The organism is Caloranaerobacter longqiensis, assembly GCF_050286925.1.
Taxonomy (GTDB): domain Bacteria; phylum Bacillota; class Clostridia; order Tissierellales; family Thermohalobacteraceae; genus Caloranaerobacter.
The window spans coordinates 1-16,741 of sequence record NZ_JBFWFX010000007.1 but is presented as its reverse complement, the minus strand read 5'-3'; the positions used below and the strand labels follow the sequence as shown (position 1 = coordinate 16,741).

At 27.4% G+C, this 16,741-nt stretch carries 17 protein-coding genes and 1 tRNA gene; 3 read left to right on the top strand and 15 right to left on the bottom strand.

From position 1 onward, the window contains the following. Positions 1–179: 179 nt before the first annotated feature. Positions 180–1,268 carry a PRK06851 family protein gene (locus AB4Y15_RS07525; RefSeq protein WP_427339467.1) on the bottom strand — a complete coding sequence of 363 codons (1,089 nt, stop codon included), beginning with the start codon at positions 1,266–1,268 and terminating at the stop codon, positions 180–182. A 298-nt stretch (positions 1,269–1,566) separates the two neighbouring features. Between AB4Y15_RS07525 and AB4Y15_RS07520 the strand changes: the two genes are divergently transcribed. Next, positions 1,567–1,797, top strand: coding sequence for an alpha/beta-type small acid-soluble spore protein (locus AB4Y15_RS07520; protein ID WP_427339465.1), 231 nt, complete (start codon positions 1,567–1,569; stop codon positions 1,795–1,797). Between the two features lie 22 nt (positions 1,798–1,819). On the opposite strand, the gene AB4Y15_RS07515 is transcribed toward AB4Y15_RS07520, so the two are convergent. The 13 genes from AB4Y15_RS07515 to AB4Y15_RS07455 form a co-directional block, all read right to left on the bottom strand. After that, positions 1,820–3,205: a hypothetical protein gene (locus tag AB4Y15_RS07515; RefSeq protein WP_427339464.1), complete on the bottom strand. Its 1,386-nt coding sequence runs from the start codon at positions 3,203–3,205 to the stop codon at positions 1,820–1,822. Between the two features lie 87 nt (positions 3,206–3,292). Beyond that, positions 3,293–3,568: a YkvA family protein gene (locus AB4Y15_RS07510; RefSeq protein ID WP_427339463.1), complete on the bottom strand. Its 276-nt coding sequence runs from the start codon at positions 3,566–3,568 to the stop codon at positions 3,293–3,295. A gap of 19 nt (positions 3,569–3,587) precedes the next feature. After that, positions 3,588–4,064, bottom strand: coding sequence for a DsrE/DsrF/DrsH-like family protein (locus AB4Y15_RS07505; RefSeq protein WP_427339462.1), 477 nt, complete (start codon positions 4,062–4,064; stop codon positions 3,588–3,590). Positions 4,065–4,142: 78 nt separating this feature from the next. Then, positions 4,143–4,526, bottom strand: coding sequence for an adenine nucleotide alpha hydrolase family protein (locus AB4Y15_RS07500; RefSeq protein ID WP_427339461.1), 384 nt, complete (start codon positions 4,524–4,526; stop codon positions 4,143–4,145). Positions 4,527–4,695: 169 nt separating this feature from the next. Further along, positions 4,696–4,792 (bottom strand) — tRNA-Sec (locus AB4Y15_RS07495). A gap of 110 nt (positions 4,793–4,902) precedes the next feature. After that, positions 4,903–5,787, bottom strand: a complete 885-nt coding sequence (locus tag AB4Y15_RS07490) for a GerMN domain-containing protein (protein ID WP_427339460.1) — start codon at positions 5,785–5,787, stop codon at positions 4,903–4,905. 14 nt (positions 5,788–5,801) lie between these two features. Continuing rightward, entirely contained in the window at positions 5,802–7,067 is a 1,266-nt protein-coding gene (locus AB4Y15_RS07485; protein ID WP_427339459.1) for a sensor histidine kinase, read from the bottom strand. Positions 7,068–7,224: 157 nt separating this feature from the next. Further along, the gene (locus AB4Y15_RS07480; RefSeq protein WP_427339458.1) at positions 7,225–7,917 is read right to left on the bottom strand and encodes a response regulator transcription factor; all 693 of its coding nucleotides are present in this window, start codon (positions 7,915–7,917) and stop codon (positions 7,225–7,227) included. 205 nt (positions 7,918–8,122) lie between these two features. After that, positions 8,123–10,030, bottom strand: a complete 1,908-nt coding sequence (selB, locus tag AB4Y15_RS07475; RefSeq protein ID WP_427339457.1) for a selenocysteine-specific translation elongation factor — start codon at positions 10,028–10,030, stop codon at positions 8,123–8,125. 12 nt (positions 10,031–10,042) lie between these two features. Continuing rightward, on the bottom strand, positions 10,043–11,455 hold the full coding sequence (selA, locus tag AB4Y15_RS07470) for an L-seryl-tRNA(Sec) selenium transferase (RefSeq protein ID WP_427339456.1): 1,413 nt from the start codon (positions 11,453–11,455) through the stop codon (positions 10,043–10,045). A gap of 30 nt (positions 11,456–11,485) precedes the next feature. Beyond that, on the bottom strand, positions 11,486–12,526 hold the full coding sequence (gene selD, locus AB4Y15_RS07465) for a selenide, water dikinase SelD (protein ID WP_427339455.1): 1,041 nt from the start codon (positions 12,524–12,526) through the stop codon (positions 11,486–11,488). Between the two features lie 14 nt (positions 12,527–12,540). Then, on the bottom strand, positions 12,541–12,693 hold the full coding sequence (locus tag AB4Y15_RS07460; RefSeq protein WP_427339454.1) for a ComEA family DNA-binding protein: 153 nt from the start codon (positions 12,691–12,693) through the stop codon (positions 12,541–12,543). A gap of 44 nt (positions 12,694–12,737) precedes the next feature. Beyond that, entirely contained in the window at positions 12,738–13,157 is a 420-nt protein-coding gene (locus AB4Y15_RS07455) for an SLBB domain-containing protein (protein WP_427339453.1), read from the bottom strand. 412 nt (positions 13,158–13,569) lie between these two features. Between AB4Y15_RS07455 and AB4Y15_RS07450 the strand changes: the two genes are divergently transcribed. Together AB4Y15_RS07450 and AB4Y15_RS07445 are read left to right on the top strand one after the other, a co-directional pair. Next, the gene (locus AB4Y15_RS07450; RefSeq protein WP_427339452.1) at positions 13,570–14,010 is read left to right on the top strand and encodes a DUF6978 family protein; all 441 of its coding nucleotides are present in this window, start codon (positions 13,570–13,572) and stop codon (positions 14,008–14,010) included. Next, positions 14,011–14,790, top strand: coding sequence for a DUF1828 domain-containing protein (locus tag AB4Y15_RS07445; protein WP_427339451.1), 780 nt, complete (start codon positions 14,011–14,013; stop codon positions 14,788–14,790). It abuts the gene before it with no gap. Positions 14,791–15,374: 584 nt separating this feature from the next. Here AB4Y15_RS07445 and AB4Y15_RS07440 read toward each other — a convergent pair. Continuing rightward, complete coding sequence (locus tag AB4Y15_RS07440) at positions 15,375–16,469, bottom strand: restriction endonuclease (protein ID WP_427339449.1); 1,095 nt, start codon at positions 16,467–16,469, stop codon at positions 15,375–15,377. Between the last annotated feature and the right edge of the window lie 272 nt (positions 16,470–16,741).

Below are 16,741 nucleotides of genomic sequence, written 5' to 3'. Positions count from 1 at the left end.
GCTTATCCTCTATCAAAATGTAAACATATTTTCCTTAACTCTTATCCCCCTTATAATCTTTAACTATATATTACCATAAATCAAAAAATAGGTAAAAAATATTAAATTGATTTTATAAGTATTTTATCAAGAATTAAAAAAACAACACCAAGGGCAGTATAACCCCTGGTGTATAACCATTAGCTTCTTCTATTTTTATATCTTAATATTCTTCTTACTATCTCTTTTCTTGCTCTCTCTACCTCATCAAAGTTCATGTTTGGTACATAGTTTGTTTCTAGTAAGTCATGTGTTTCTTTGGCTTTTTTAATAACCTTTATTGCATTTTCTATTAAATCATTCATTATTTCTTTATCATATTCAAGCTCACTTTGATATTTTTCGATTAGCTTCATATCTAAGAATTTATTCAAATCTATAACTTTTTTATTCTTATCTTTAAACATTTCGCTAGTTGTTAATCCAACATTTATACCTTTGATAAATACTGTTTCTATTTTTTCTGGTATAAGTGGTGTATGATATACTTCAACATCTAATCCTCGTCTCTGTGCTTCTTTATATACTCTTTCTAATAATGTACTCTTACCTGTTCCAATATCACCTTTAATGTAATATATTCTTTCTGCATCTTGTAAAATAGTATCTGTAAATTCTACCCATCCTTTTGGAGTATATGCACTACCAAATAAATGTCTATCTTTTCCTGGTTCTTCACTTACTTTAATATCTCTAAATATTTCTTCGATCAATTTTTGAGTTTCTATATTTACTTTTCCAAAATCCATTGCTTCACTATTTTTATTAACTATGTCTTCATATATAGGTTTTGCTGCTTCTAAATATTTATATGCAGTTCTAAATAATCTACCTACTTCTCTATTAGTTTTTAATACATTTTCTTTATTTTTTTCCATTTTGTCTACATCCCAGTAGTCACCTAAATGTATTATCTCATCTACTGCTCCTGGGTTTTTAGGGTCAACTACATGTGGTGCTGTACCATCAATCATTGCTACATTTAGCTCAGGAATAACAATTCCATCAATCGAATTATTATCAGATGAACAATGATGATATTCAACATCATAACCTAATTCTAATAAATCTTGAGCTATTCTCTTCATCATAGAAGATTTACCTACTCCTGGACCACCTTTTATAACAAAAATTCGGTTTGCATCATCTTCTATTATATAGTTATAATACGAATAAAATCCTTTTGCAGTATTACCTCCTGGAAACACTTTTTTAATTTTACCCTTCATAATAATCCTCCTTTTCAATTGATATTCATTATCGCTTTTGTCTTATCTAATTTATAGTATATTGCAACACGATTTTTTTGTGCATGTCTCTTTTTTATAATCCATAGGAAATTATATACCTTATTAAATTACGAATAAAATCAAATATAATTTCTGTAATGGATTTCAACAAAATCTACCTAAATCTATTTAAATCGATGATTTTGTTCATATTCTATTTGCAATTTGGTAAATTTATCATGATTTAATTAAATAAATATTAGGAAAACTATAAATAAAAAAGAAAGGAGTTGTTGAAATGGCAAAAAGAAATAGACCTGCTCCAGAAGCACGACAAGCTTTAATGGAATTAAAACTAGAAATTGCAAACGAATTAGGTCTTGATAAAATACACGAAAGAGAAGACATAGACCCAATTACAAGGGAAGTTTTAAAAAACGGTGGTAAATATGCAGGATATGTAGGAGGATACATGGTTAGAAGAATGATAGAACAAGCAGAACGTGATTTAGCAAATAAACTTAAATGATACATAAGTAGGGCAATATGCCCTACTTTAATATTTCTACTGAAAATGAATCTATCCATATATCGCTTGCTTTTTCAGATGTGATATAAATCTTTATATAATCTCCTGCATCTGTATTTATATTTAAATTATATAAAGTCCAATTATCTTTAATAATATATATTTTTTTGCTAACTTTGCTGAGGATTTTATCTTTATTCATTAATTCCAAAGTTATAATTGCATCTTGTGTTTGATTTGAATTTATCCACATAGAAATATCTACATTCCTATTTTTTAAATAATCAAATTTCTCGTTATTCAAATCAACTAATCCTATTAAAAACTCTTCATTTTTACCCTTAGAATTGTCTACTTTAAGAGAATAACTACCTTGAAAAATTTTTTCTTCGGAAATACTCGCTATATTTGTTTCCCCTAATGAATTAATCATCTCCTCATCAAAGTAACTTAAAAGTTCTTCATCATCATAAGTATTATCACTTTCTTTATCTACAACATCATCTTGCTCAGATATACCATTTTCTTGTGTTTTATTTTTGCTTTCTAAGTCATCTATAGTAATTTCTTTATTCATTGGAACTTTTATTTCTTTATTTAATTTTATCATCTTGCCTATTGAAATAGCTACAAACGGCAATAACACAAATGCAATTATACTTAAAACAAGAGCACCTTTTTTAATCTTGAATTTCATTTTTCTCTTTTTTAAATTAGTTCTAACAGAGTGAATCTTTCTTCCTTCTTCTCTTTCTGGATTTATCAATCTGTATATTTTAGATGATTTCAAATCTTTTAATACTTCATCAAAAGTCGCATATCTTTCTTCCAAACACTTTACAATTATTTTTTGTATATCTGGTGGTATTTCTTTAGATATTTTATCATTATAAATTTCATTACCGTCAAAAATTATATGTAATAAATTGGCAATATCTTTTAAAATCTGACCATACGATACAGGTTTATCATCAGATAAAATTATTAGTCCTGTAAAAATCAACTTATTACTTTTATCTACTTTAATATTGTTACTTTTTGCAGCTGATGATATAACTTCTAATGGTAAATGTTTAATCTTATTTATTTTCTCTAAAATCAAAGTTGCATAATTGATTTGATTGCTAAGGGTAATTTTATTTTTTTGAATATGTTCATAAATATTCTCATAGACATCGTGCCTAGTAATTATATAAACACCTTTTTCAGTTTCTTCAACCTTTTCTACTAAATCAAATTCTTCTTTTAATATAATTAATTCTTCTTTTTTAAATAAACTCTTGTCAAATAAAATATTTACTAGATACTCATCACCAGAAATTTTACCTTTACATCTTATAATTTTCTGATGTTTATTCTCAATATATATGTCTATAGCGGTAAGATTTTCAAATATTTTACTCGACATATAATCTTCCTTTCGATTGACTATATGTCTATTTTACCATTTTTTATGCGAATTGTCACAGTTTTTAGACATCAAATATGAATATATTTAATCTTTTTCGTTTTTAACTTCATATTCGACATTTTCTATTATTTTATTCTCTTTATTTATATATTCATCTAAATCCTCAGCTAGCTTAGCTAGAATGTATAATATCAAAACTATATCATCAATAATCCCAAACCCTAATATCGGTTCTGGTAATAAATCAATTGGACTAATTAAATAGATAAGTCCTAATATAATCCATATCTTTTTTGAAAATGGAACGTTACTATCTAATAAATATTTTATAGCTGTAGATGCTCTTTTAATAAAAGACATAATGTCCCCCCATTTTTATTCAGATGAATAATTGTATATCTGACTCTAAAGCATCTTTGAGATATTCATATACTTCTATAATTTCTACTTCTGGTATTAATTCTTCTTTTTTAAAACCCATTACCTCTTGTGATAACTTACAACCATAGAATTTAACTCCTTTTTTTCTAGCACCATTTAAAAAATCAACAAGTAGTGGTTTATTACTTTCTTTCATCATCTTTTTTAACATTTTCTGTCCCATTCCACCCATATTCATTTTTGATAAACTCAAATTCTCAATTCCCTTTGGTATAAAAAAACTAAATATCTTTTGAAGAAAAGATTTCTTTTCAAATTCTAATTTGGTTGGGTCTCTTATAACTAATAAGCCCCAAAATGCAAAAAACATAGTTACATCTATACCTAAATCCTTGGCACCATTAGCAATAATTAAAGAAGCTAAAGCTTTATCATAATCACCACTAAATACTAGTAAATTTAATCTTTTTCCCATGAAAACACTCCCTTGGATAAATATATTATTTACAGTATTTTTATTATTCCCAAGAGAGTTTGTTTAATTCAACTATTTCTAAATAATAGTAAAGTCAACAAATGGTAACATCTGCTTTAGTTTCATTGCTATTTTATGATCTTTTAAATCTTCACCATCTGGCGAAGCACCCATAATAATATTAGTAATATTGTGATTTTTAGCAAAATCAGTCATAGCTTTCACTACGTCTTTTGATCTTAATACAGTTAAATCAGCACCTACTTTTTTTGAAACATTAAATAAATATTCTAAAGCCTCTCCATCACTTGAATTATTCAAGAACTTATCTTTTTCGTTAACCACATGTATTACAAATAATTTATCATTATCGCTTCTTACAGCCTTATATCCTTTCATAATTAATCTTTCACAAGTTTTTTGTTGTGTAACACAAACCATTATATTTTTTCCTGAACTCATAGGAAATCCCCTTTCAATAAGCAATTTATACTTAAATGTAAATATATTTTCAATACCCTACTACTATAATTATACCAATCCCAAAATTAAATTCAAAGAATGTAACAAAAAATGCAAAAAACAAAAAAAGCGACTTTCATGCCGCATACCTTCTCTAAATATTAATTAATGGCGGGGATATGTGGGAATCGAACCCACCCAGGACGCTCCTAACGCCCCGTACTGGTTTTGAAGACCAGAGGCGACACCAGCCGCCATCTATCCCCATTACTGCTGCAATATTAATTATAGTGATTTTTTAATATATTTTCAAGTACTTTTTTATTTTAACATATGAAAACCTACAAAAAATATTTTATTTTTAATAAAATGTTTTTCACTTTATGTCTATAAGAAAATTTTTATTTAATATTTCATTAATTTTAAACCTACTATTTTCTAAAATTAAAATAAACTCCTGCTCCTGAGTTTTCTTATTCATATCGTTGTTATAGAACAATTCTAAAACTACATAAACATTTACAAATTTATCATAATTATTTATTTTATACTCTTTCACTAAATATTCTGAAATATTACCATAGTAATTCTGAAAATAAGCCCCTATAGTATAATAATTCATATTTTTTTCTTCATTAATATGAAATAAATTAGCAACTTCAATATAGTTTTGGCTAATAATATTATTATAATATTCTATAACTGTACTAATCGGACTAACATATTTATTATTGATAATTAATGAACTAGGCTCTTTAGGTTTATCAATAGTAAAATATTTATAAAATACTTCTCTAGCTTCACCTTCTATAAGTATCTGTACTTTATCCACATTCTCAATCTGTGCAGCTGAATTAATAATAGAATATAATACTAAAGCTTCTTCTTTCTCACTTAAACCTTCTTTTATTAATTCCTTCGAAAAATTTAAGTATATAACTTCCCCAATAATGTCAGTTGAAATTAGTCTCGTTCCTGAAGGAATTAAATTAGTTAATTGTTCGTTACGTGGTCCCTTTAATAATTCTTCAATAACTATTTTTTCAATCGGATAGTTTCTTATATCAACTTCTCTAATTTCAGGAACTAAATAGTTTAAATCTTTATCTGGAAAATAGAGGGTTATATTATGAATATTTTTTTTAGGAAAGGGACTAATAGGCAAATAACTATTTGTTTCTTCATAAATTGTTTTATTTTTATTACAACCAGTAAAAAAGAAAATAAAACTCAAAGCTAATATTAAGATTTTACTTTTCATCTTAACACCCCAAATTAAGCTAAGTTTAAATCAATAGGTATCTTAATATAAAATGTACTTCCCTTTCCTAATTCACTTTCTACCTCTATAGTTCCCTGATGTAAACTTACTATTTGATGTGCAATTGATAGTCCTAAACCAGTACCTCCAGTACTTCTTGACCTAGCCTTGTCAACTCTATAAAATCTATCAAAAATTTGGGGCAAACTCTCTTTAGGTATACCTATTCCATTGTCTTTAACACGAATCACTACATAATCTCCTTCAGTATATAGTTTAACCTCTACTCTACCTCCCTCAGGAGTATATTTAATTGCATTATGAATAATATTTATTACAGCTTGCTGTATTTTATTAGTATCTACCTTTATCTGAATTTTTTCCTTTTCTATATAATCTAAACTAATTTTCTTATTGTCAGCTAAAGGCTTAAGTCTAGCAATTATTTTTTCTAAGAAAAAGTTAATATATGTTGTTTTAAAGTCAAGTGTTAATTTTTCTTTATCCAAATCCACTAAGATAAGCAAATCGTCAATTATACTATTTAGTCTATCTATTTCTGAATCTATATCCTGCAAAAATTCTCTATAAACTGAAGCATCTACTTCTTTTTGATGTAGTAAAGACTCAGAAAGTAATTTAATAGAAGATAATGGTGTTCTTAATTCATGTGAAACATTTGCTACAAAATCTTTTCTCTGTTTATCAACTTGACTTAGTTTAGTACTCATAACATTAAAAGCATTAGCTAACTGCTTAAATTCATCATTTGTTTTAATTTCTACTTTTAGTCCTAAATTCCCCTGTGCCATTTTAGTTATTGCTTTGGTCATTTCAGAAATCGGTTTTGTTATAAAATCTGCAAATATAAAGCTCATTACTGCTACTAAAATTATGCTTACTAAAGAAATTAATCTCAGTTTGTTATTTATTCTATTAACTACATTATATATATCATTTAATGATACTGATACAAATGTAGCTCCTATTATTTCATCATCAAATATAATTGGTACTGCTACATACATAACATGTCCATACTCTTTAAAACTGTAAACATTTGAATTACTTATACCCGCAAGTGCTTTCTGAATTTCGGAATGATATAATCTAGAGCCTTCAAACTCATTATTCGAATCACTTTTAACCATATTATCTTTATCTACTATTATTATTCTTGCTTTAATTTCTTTACTATAATTTTCTACAAGCGTTTTTAATAGATTATCTAATACTAAAATTTTATTATTCGTCAAATAAAACTTAATTCTATTGGACAAAATATTAGACTTGGTTAATATTTCCTGACGTTTTTCCTGTATATAGATGTTTAGAATATTCTGACTTATAAAAATACTAATTATCATTTGTGATATTAAGACCAATAATAAATAGGTGGACACAAGCTTCCACCTTATACTAACAAATCTTTTTCTTTTATGCTCTGTTCCTAAAATAGTAACCAACTCCCCATTTGGTTAGAATGTATTCAGGCTGACTGGAGTTTTTCTCTATTTTTTCTCTTAATCTCCTTATATGCACATCAACAGTTCTCAAATCGCCAAAATATTCATATCCCCAAATAACTTCTAATAGCTCCTCTCTACTAAAAACTTTACCTGGATTAGAAGCAAGCAATAAAAGTAAGTCAAATTCTTTTGCCGTTAAATTAATTTCTTTACCTCTTACTGTTACTTTTCTACCCAAAGTATTTATCGTAAAGTTATCGACTTTAATAACTTGGTCACTTATTTTCGTTTCTCTAGCTACTACCCTTCTAAGAATTGCCTTTATCCTTGCTTTTAACTCTAAAATATTGAAAGGTTTTGTAAGATAATCATCAGCCCCATATTCAAGCCCTAAAATTTTATTTATATCTTCACCTTTAGCTGTTAGCATAATAATAGGTACTTGTGATTTCTCTCTAATTTTTTGACATACCTCGAGCCCATCAATTCCTGGAAGCATTAGATCTAGTATGATTAAATCATAACTATTTTCTAAAGCTTTTTTTAAAGCCTCATTACCATCATAAGCAGTATCTATTTTATATCCATCTTGTTCCAAACTATACTTCAAACCTTTAACCATTAAGGGCTCATCGTCTACTATTAAAATATGATTGCCCATCTTATCACCTCAAATTATTTATTTAAAATCAATCTACATTGAAATGATTCTACAAAATTCATCAAAAATCCTTCTTTTATAATCCATAGGAAATTATATTTCTTATTAAACTATTTAAATATAATTTCCGTAATGGATATAGGCAAAATCTACCTTATATAATTTATTTAAATCGAAGATTTTGTTCTTTGTCTTTTTATCTATTTTACAGTAAAACTCTCTTATCTTCAATGCGTTTAGTAATCTTCTTTCTATCAAAATCTTCTAACAAAGCTATAGCAAACTTTCTACTAGTTCCTAGTAAATCTCTAAATTGAGACAATGTTATTGAACCATTATCTTCAATAAACTTTTTAAGTTTTTCTAGACATTCATCATATACTTTTTTATGAAATGCTAATTCATCAGTTACTTTAACAAGTATTCCTTGATCTATCATTGCATCATATACTTGTATAACTTCTTCTTTCTTATATTTTAATTGGGATATTACTTCATCTTTTCTAGGAGGCGCGTACTTTCCCTTTATGTATATACTCTCTAACTGATTTTTTATTTCATTTTGTAAATCATTAAATTCAGGAACAAAATCTTTTAATGCAACTTTATCAAATATAATTTTAATTATACCGTCTTCGCTCAATTTATTTATCACCAAATCACCTAGTTTAGGTTTAATATGCCCTAATAATTTACTTCTTAATTCCTCTTTTAGCATCCCTGATTTTAATGGGTTATTTCTATGATATGTATTTAATTCTTCAATAACATCTTTAGTAAGTTTAGAAAAATAATCCTTATGAATCACGTGTTTATCATTTAATAAGCTAAATCTAACTATTTTATTTTTTTCCAGTAATTCATTTACTAGCAACTCTATTTTATCCTGAGGAATAACAGTATTTTTTGCTACATCTGTTATACTAGGAAACTCTCTGCTATTTTCATTGATAAAGTTTTCTACTATATCAACAGGCTTTCCTTTCTCTTTTAATTCAAACTCCTTTATTATAGCTTCGTCAAACCTCTTTCTTTTTGGTGGATTTGAATCTAATATTTCTCCACCTCCAATTGTTTCCATAGGCGAGTAAAATCTAATAATAAATTTATCTCCTCTTTTAGCTACTGTTTCTTCTTCTAACCTTAATTGGGCATAACAACTTTCTCCTGGATATAATTCTTCTCTATCAAGTAATATTACTCTTGTTAATATTTCACTAGTACCTAGATATAGTCTCAATCTTGCACGATTTTTTATAATCCTATTAGAATCTTTTAAACAATGTAGTTTTACATCTAACATCATTGTAGATTTCATTGAACCTATAGGAGCTATCACATTTCCCCTATCAACTTCATCTTTTTTTATACCAGCCAAATTTATTGCTACTCTTTGGCCAGCATAAGCTTCACTAGTATTTTTACCGTGTACCTGTATAGATCTAATTCTACTTGTTTTATTTCCAGGGAAAATTTGGACTTCATCTCCCTCTTTAAATTTACCAGATATTAATGTACCAGTAACTACTGTTCCAAAACCTGATATTGTAAAAGCCCTATCAACTGGTAACCTTGGAGTTTCCGTAATATCTCTTTCTTCTACTTCTTCTGTAAGCTTATCTATAGTTTCTATAAGTTCACGAATTCCTATTCCTTTTGTTGAGGATACAGGTATAACTGGGCTGTTTTCCAAAAAAGTACCTTTAAGCTGCATTTTGATATCATCTATTACAAGACTTAACCAATCTTCGTCTACTAAATCAGCTTTGGTAACTGCTACTAAGCCCTTTTTAATATCTAACAAATTCAATATATCTAAATGTTCTTTGGTCTGAGGCATAACACCTTCATCTGCTGCTACAACCAATATTACAATATCCATACCAATTACGCCTGCTAGCATATTTTTAATAAATTTTTCATGCCCAGGAACATCTATAATTCCTGCTCTTCTTCCACTAGGCAAGTCAAAATATGTAAAACCTAGCTCAATAGATATTCCTCTTTCTTTTTCTTCTTTTAATCTATCGGTTTCTCTACCTGTCAATGCTTTAATAAGTGTTGTTTTCCCATGATCTATATGTCCTGCAGTACCTATAATAACATTTTTCATATAAACACCCCTTTATAAGTTATCTACTATAGCCTTTAATGCATTAGCAATTATATCAAATTCATCTTCATGTATTGTTCGTACATCTAAATAGAGCTTATCTTTGTATATTCTTGATATTATAGGGGTTTCATACATTCTAAGACTTTTTTCAAACTCAGAAGTACCTATTAAACATGAGCTTATTTCAATCGCTTTAGTCGGTAATTTTTCAAGAGGTAATGAACCTCCCCCAACTTGTGAAAACTGATCGACTATTTTAATTTCTAACTTATCATTAATATTTGTCTTTATTTTATCAAAAAGAATCTTAGCCTTTTCATTAAGCTCATCCTTAGACATGGTTATCATATTAAGTGTAGGAATTTTTTTAATAGCTTCATTTTCATCAAGATAGAAACTAAGAGTAGGTTCTAATGCCGCAAGTGTAAATTTATCCACTCTAAATGCTCTAGTTAGTGGATTCTTTTTCATTCTGTCAATATAAATCTTTTTACCTACTATAATTCCTGCTTGTGGCCCTCCTAAAAGTTTATCTCCACTAAAAGTTACAACATCTACACCCTTTTTAATCGAATCTTGAACTGTGGGTTCGTAACATAATCCATACTTTGATAAATCAACTAAAACGCCACTTCCTAAATCTTCAATTACCGGTATATCGTATTTTTTCCCTAATTCGACTAGTTCATCTAATTCTACACTAGAAGTAAATCCCTGAATTCTATAATTACTCGTATGAACCTTTAAAAGTGCAGCTGTTTCTTCATTTATAGCATTTTCATAGTCCCATAGGTGAGTTTTGTTAGTTGTGCCGACATCGACTAACCTAGCACCGCTTTGCTCCATTACATCTGGTACTCTAAAAGAACCACCTATTTCCACTAATTCTCCTCTAGAAACTATTACCTCTTTACCTTTTGCTAATGTACTTAAAACTAACATTACTGCAGCTGCATTATTATTTACAACTAATGCACTTTCAGCACCTGTAATTTTAGTAAGAATTTCTTCTATATGACTGTACCTAGAACCTCGTATTCCTTTGTCTAAATCAAACTCTAAATTCGAATAATTGCTAGCAACTTCAACAACGTTATTAAGAACACTTTTACTTATAAGTGATCTGCCAAGATTCGTATGAATAACTACTCCTGTTGCATTTACGACTCTTTTTAAATTTGGTTTAGCTTTATTAGTTGCTCTTTTCACTATATATAAAGATAATTTTTCTATTTCTTCTTTTAAAGTATTTACATTATATTTCCCATTTCTTATGCCTTTTCTAATGATATCTAATTCTTCTCTAATAGCTTCAACAACATATTCTCTTGGCATTTCATCCATCAAACTTTTTATTCTATTATCAGATAGTAATTCATCGACTTTTGGAAGCATTGAAAATAAGTTGATTTTGTTATTCATAATACACCATCCATTCCTAAGTATTAAACTTTATTCAACTATTATTGGATATTTATCTTTACTAATAACCTCTCCAATTATTGCATAATCTACTGGATTATTTTTAAGGTTTTCCATAAGCATTTCTGCTTTTGCTCTATCTACTGAAATCAAAAGTCCTCCAGATGTCTGCGGATCAAATAATATATCTTTTATTTCTTCTTTAATATTTTCATTTATATATGCTCTATCATTTACAAAACTTTTGTTTTTATATGCCCCTTCTGGAATCAATCCCATTTTTGCATATTCTTTTGCACTTTCTAAAATAGGAACTTTATTACTAAATATTTTTATTGTAACATCACTACCTAAAGCCATTTCTAATGCATGACCTATTAGCCCAAAACCTGTTACATCAGTACAGCTATTTACACCAACTTTCATCATAGCATCTTTCCCAATTTTATTTAGAGTAGTCATAACTTTTACTGCCTCATTATATGTTTTTTGGTCAACCATCTGTGCTTTGATAGCTGTATTTATTATACCTAAACCTATTGGTTTAGTTAATACTAATAAATCTCCTACTTTTGCATTACAATTTTTTATTACTTTATCTGGATGTATAAAACCTGTTACAGATAGACCGTATTTTGGCTCATTATCTTCTACAGTATGTCCCCCAACTAAAAGTGCATTTGCCTCTTTAACTTTATCATATCCTCCCTTTAAAATTTCAGCCATGATATCAGGAGGTAGACAATTTGGAAAACAAATTATATTCATAGCTAATTTTGGTTCTCCACCCATAGCATATACATCACTTAATGAATTTGTCGCTGCTATTTGTCCAAAAGTATATGGATCATCAACTACCGGTGTAAAAAAATCAACTGTTTGGATTATTGCTATGTCTTCATTGATTTTATATACAGCAGCATCATCAGATGTATCAATACCTACGATTAGGTTGTCATCATATGTCTTAGGTAATTGACACAGAACCTGTGCCAAGGTCTCAGGACCTATCTTAGCAGCTCAGCCAGAACTATTAGTTAACTCTGTAAGCCTTTTAAGCGTTTCTGCCATCTTTAACCTCCTAACTAATTAACTGTTATTAAATCTTTTATTGCTTCAAACTTCTTCTCTCCTATTCCAGAAACATTTTTTATCTCTTCTATACTATTGAATCTATTTTTAGTTCTATATTCAATAATTCTGCCTGCTAATACCTTACCTATCCCTGGTAATTCCATGAGTTCATTAAGACTTGCATTATTTATATTTATTTTATTGGTACTTACGTTCGTATTAAATATAACGTTTTCTTGAGAATTGTTAATAAAATTCTCTTCATTTTTTTAGGTATATATATTTTTTCTTCATCAACAAGTTTTTTAGCCAAATTTATTCTGTCTAAATCTGCTTCTTCTTTTAGTCCTCCTGCTGCATTAACAGCATCTATAACTCTATCACCTTCTTTCAAAATAACTAATCCTGGCTTATAAACCTCACCACTTATATGAACCATTATAATTCTATCTGTATCCTCTTCAATATTTTTTTGTGAAGTATTAACATTTTCTTCATCTTCTATATCATTAATATCTTGTCCTACTTCATCTATCTTTATATCATTGCTTCTTATTAATTTTATTGAAATAACTGAAATAATACATATAACTAGTATTAGTATAACTATTTTCAAGAACGAAATCAAACGAAAATATAAACATAAATAAGTTAGATTAGCAATTTAGCTGCATTTTATCTTTTTTATAATAACATAAATAAACCTAAAATAACATTTTATTTTTGACGTATTTTTGACGTCTGCAAAATGTCTGCAAAATAACTTTTAAAAAAACAGGTGGCAGCTTGCCACCTATATTTAAACTCTTTCAATGCATTTGATGATTGTTTTTGCATTGTTTTCTACTAACTATATTAGTAATACAACACTATTTTTACAAAACAAAAAACAATAAGTAGCTAATTACTACTTATTGCCAGATAAAAATATCGCTAACCTACCATTTATTTATATTCAATATATTGTTATAATAAAATATATAAAAAGGTAAAAGATTAAAATAAATGCATAAATATTATTTATATAGGAGAGAATACATATGTTATTACAAGAAACTGCTGATAATTTAATAAAAATGGAAAAATATATAATGGATAGCCAAATTATTTTCCCTAAAGCAGCAGATTTTGTTAAATTAGATGTTGTTTCGTCTGATGGCAAAGAGAAATTTTTATTAGACATAAATAGAAAGGGTACATTAAAACTTACAAGATGTACTTACCAAAAAAGATACATGACAAATATACATCTTGTTAGATTAGATATTGACACAAAGCCACATAGAAATCCAGATGGAACAGTAATATCTCCTTCTCATATTCATATATATAAAGAAGGCTGGGGAATTAAATGGGCATATCCTTTAGACGAATTTAAAGAGATAACATTTACTAATTTATCTAATCTAACACAGACTTTTTTAGAATTTTGTAAATTTTGCAATATAACTAAAATTCCATCTATTCAGGAAGTGATTTAAATGATAGATTCAAAAAATTTTATAGACTCTTATCTTTCTTGGTTGAAAGAAAATATAACTATTAAAAATTTAAAAGATGATGTTAAAGATGATGTTTTAGAACTTACTACTCCTTTTGTCGATAGACACAACGATTATATGCAAATATATATAATTAAAACTGATAATGGTTATGTTCTGTCTGATGATGGGTATACAATTAGCGATTTAATGCTTTCTGGTTTTGAATTCAATACGTCGAAAAGAGAAAAGATATTAAATACAATACTAAACGGTTTTGGTGTTAATTTAGATGAAAATAATGCATTAACTATCAAATGTAATGTTTCTGATTATCCGTTAAAAAAACACAATCTATTGCAAGCTATGCTTGCCGTAAACGATTTATTTGTTTTATCTAAAAATAGTGTAATATCTATTTTTATCGAAGACGTCGAAGCTTTCTTAATAGATAATGATATAAGATATATTCCTAATGTACATTTTGTAGGCAAAAGCGGATTTAGTTACAATTTTGATTTTGCAATTCCAAGATCAAGACACATGCCTGAACGAATAATAAAAATTGCTAATAATATAGATACTAATTTAGCTAAGTCTATTATGTTTTCATGGAATGATACAAAAGCAACAAGAGCATCTGATGCAAAATTGTATACTTTTATAAATGATATAGATAAAAAAGTTTCAAATTCAATATTAAATGCATTTAAAGAATATGGTATTATACCTGTAAAATGGTCAAGAAGAAATGAATATATAAATGAATTGGCTGCTTGAAAACTGTTCACTTAAGGTTTGATAAAGTGAACAGTTTTTATGTACCGTTATGTTATCAGTAACAAAAAATTAAAAAAAACAGGTGGCAGCTTGCCACCTATTTTAATTCGTCTAACACATTTAAAGCATCTAATATAATTGAAAAAAATAATTTTCTGTTACTTTAACGAATATACTATATATCATAGTTATAGTAACTACTATATACTATATATTGTTTATGCTTATCTTTTGCTAAAAAACTGTTATAGATTTTAATGCATTTCGCAATATTTTTTATTGTTTTTTTTCGTTTTTGAGTTATAATTAAATTAAGGAGGGGGCTACCATGAAACTTGTTTTACGTTTATTAGATTTTGTTAGTAAATTAGGTAGCTACATTTTAATATTTTCATTGCTATTTTTGATTCAAAAATATACACTTGGCTATTTATTTAATTTAAGAGAAATAGTCTTATTTAACATAGTTTATCTCTATGAGATTTTATTTTCAGTAACGTCAATTTTATTCATTAAGAAATTTGTTAAAGTAAGTTCCCCATACGAAAAATATTTAAGCAAGTGCTAAGCACTTGCTTTTATTATCATTCGTTTTTATCTTGTTCGTTCTTATCTATATTTTCTATATTTTCAATTGCATCTAATGATACTTCATTTATTTCTGGTAGTTTAATCTTAAGTTTATTTATTGAATTGATTAATTCATTGCGTTGTTTCATTTTTTCTATTTCATGTTTATTTTTAATTTCAAAATACTTTAATATTTTATTGGACAATCCTTCTGTTTCGTGATTTATTTTAAGACCTAATAAGTCTATATTCCACTTGCCACCAATTATTGAATTTATTAAATAAGCCATAACTAAAATAGTTATTATCGGCCCAGAAAATTCTATCGGTCCAGGAGATTGAACATTTATTTTTAAATCAATATCTTCTTTGTTTAAATTGCTATTTGTTATATTATTAAAATCACTAACAATAGAAATTACTCTATTAATAAAATTTATTATATCTATAGCTGGAATTTCTTTTTTCTCATTAACTTCATAAATAACATGCGCTTTATCACCTTTTATAAATATAGAATGCAAACTTCTATCAATAAAATGAGCATATTTATTTGCATCACTAATTGTATTATGAGAATGCAGAACTCTATATAAATAGGGATCTAATTTATCACTATTAATCGTTTTTAGCCACTTTACTTTCCTTCTTTTTACATATGGGCATGGTTCTTCTTCTATTCCTTCATCATTTAAATACTCTTCTATATCTGATTCATCCATTGTTTCTAACAATTCATCATTAATTATTTCCTCCATATAAATAGAGTCATCTAAAATTTCTCCAAATGCAATATACTTCGAATCTTTATTCGGAACTAATACTATATCCCCCTTTTTTATCTCTTTTACAAATCTTATTATTTGATTTGCAACATAACCTGGTCTTTTTTCTTCTGGGTAACATTTTATTACCTCTCTTTTTAATTCATCTCCACCCTGTTTAATTAATTCTAAATCACATATTTTATTCCAACCAATAGCTATAAAATTTTCAAAATAAAATTCATCAAAATACTTACCGCTTTTAGTTCTAATCAACCAATATTTTCTGTTTTCGTTAATAACCTTTATTGCCATTAAATTTAATAAATCCTTTATCTCATTCAACCACTACCCCTCCTCAATTTATTATTTTCAAATCATACAATATATATTGTATTTATATCTTAATACATACACAATAAATTTTATCAAATTTTTCAAAAAAACAAAAAAAGACTAGGGCATCACACCCTAGCCTTAATTCTTAATCACATAATCTTCTAGCTTATCAACAACTATATTAGTCATGAGCTCTATATCCTTACGTCTAAACCCTTTAATATTTTCCTGTTCCAGTTTTCTCATAGTTATATTAGTAATGGCTAGAACTAATTGTT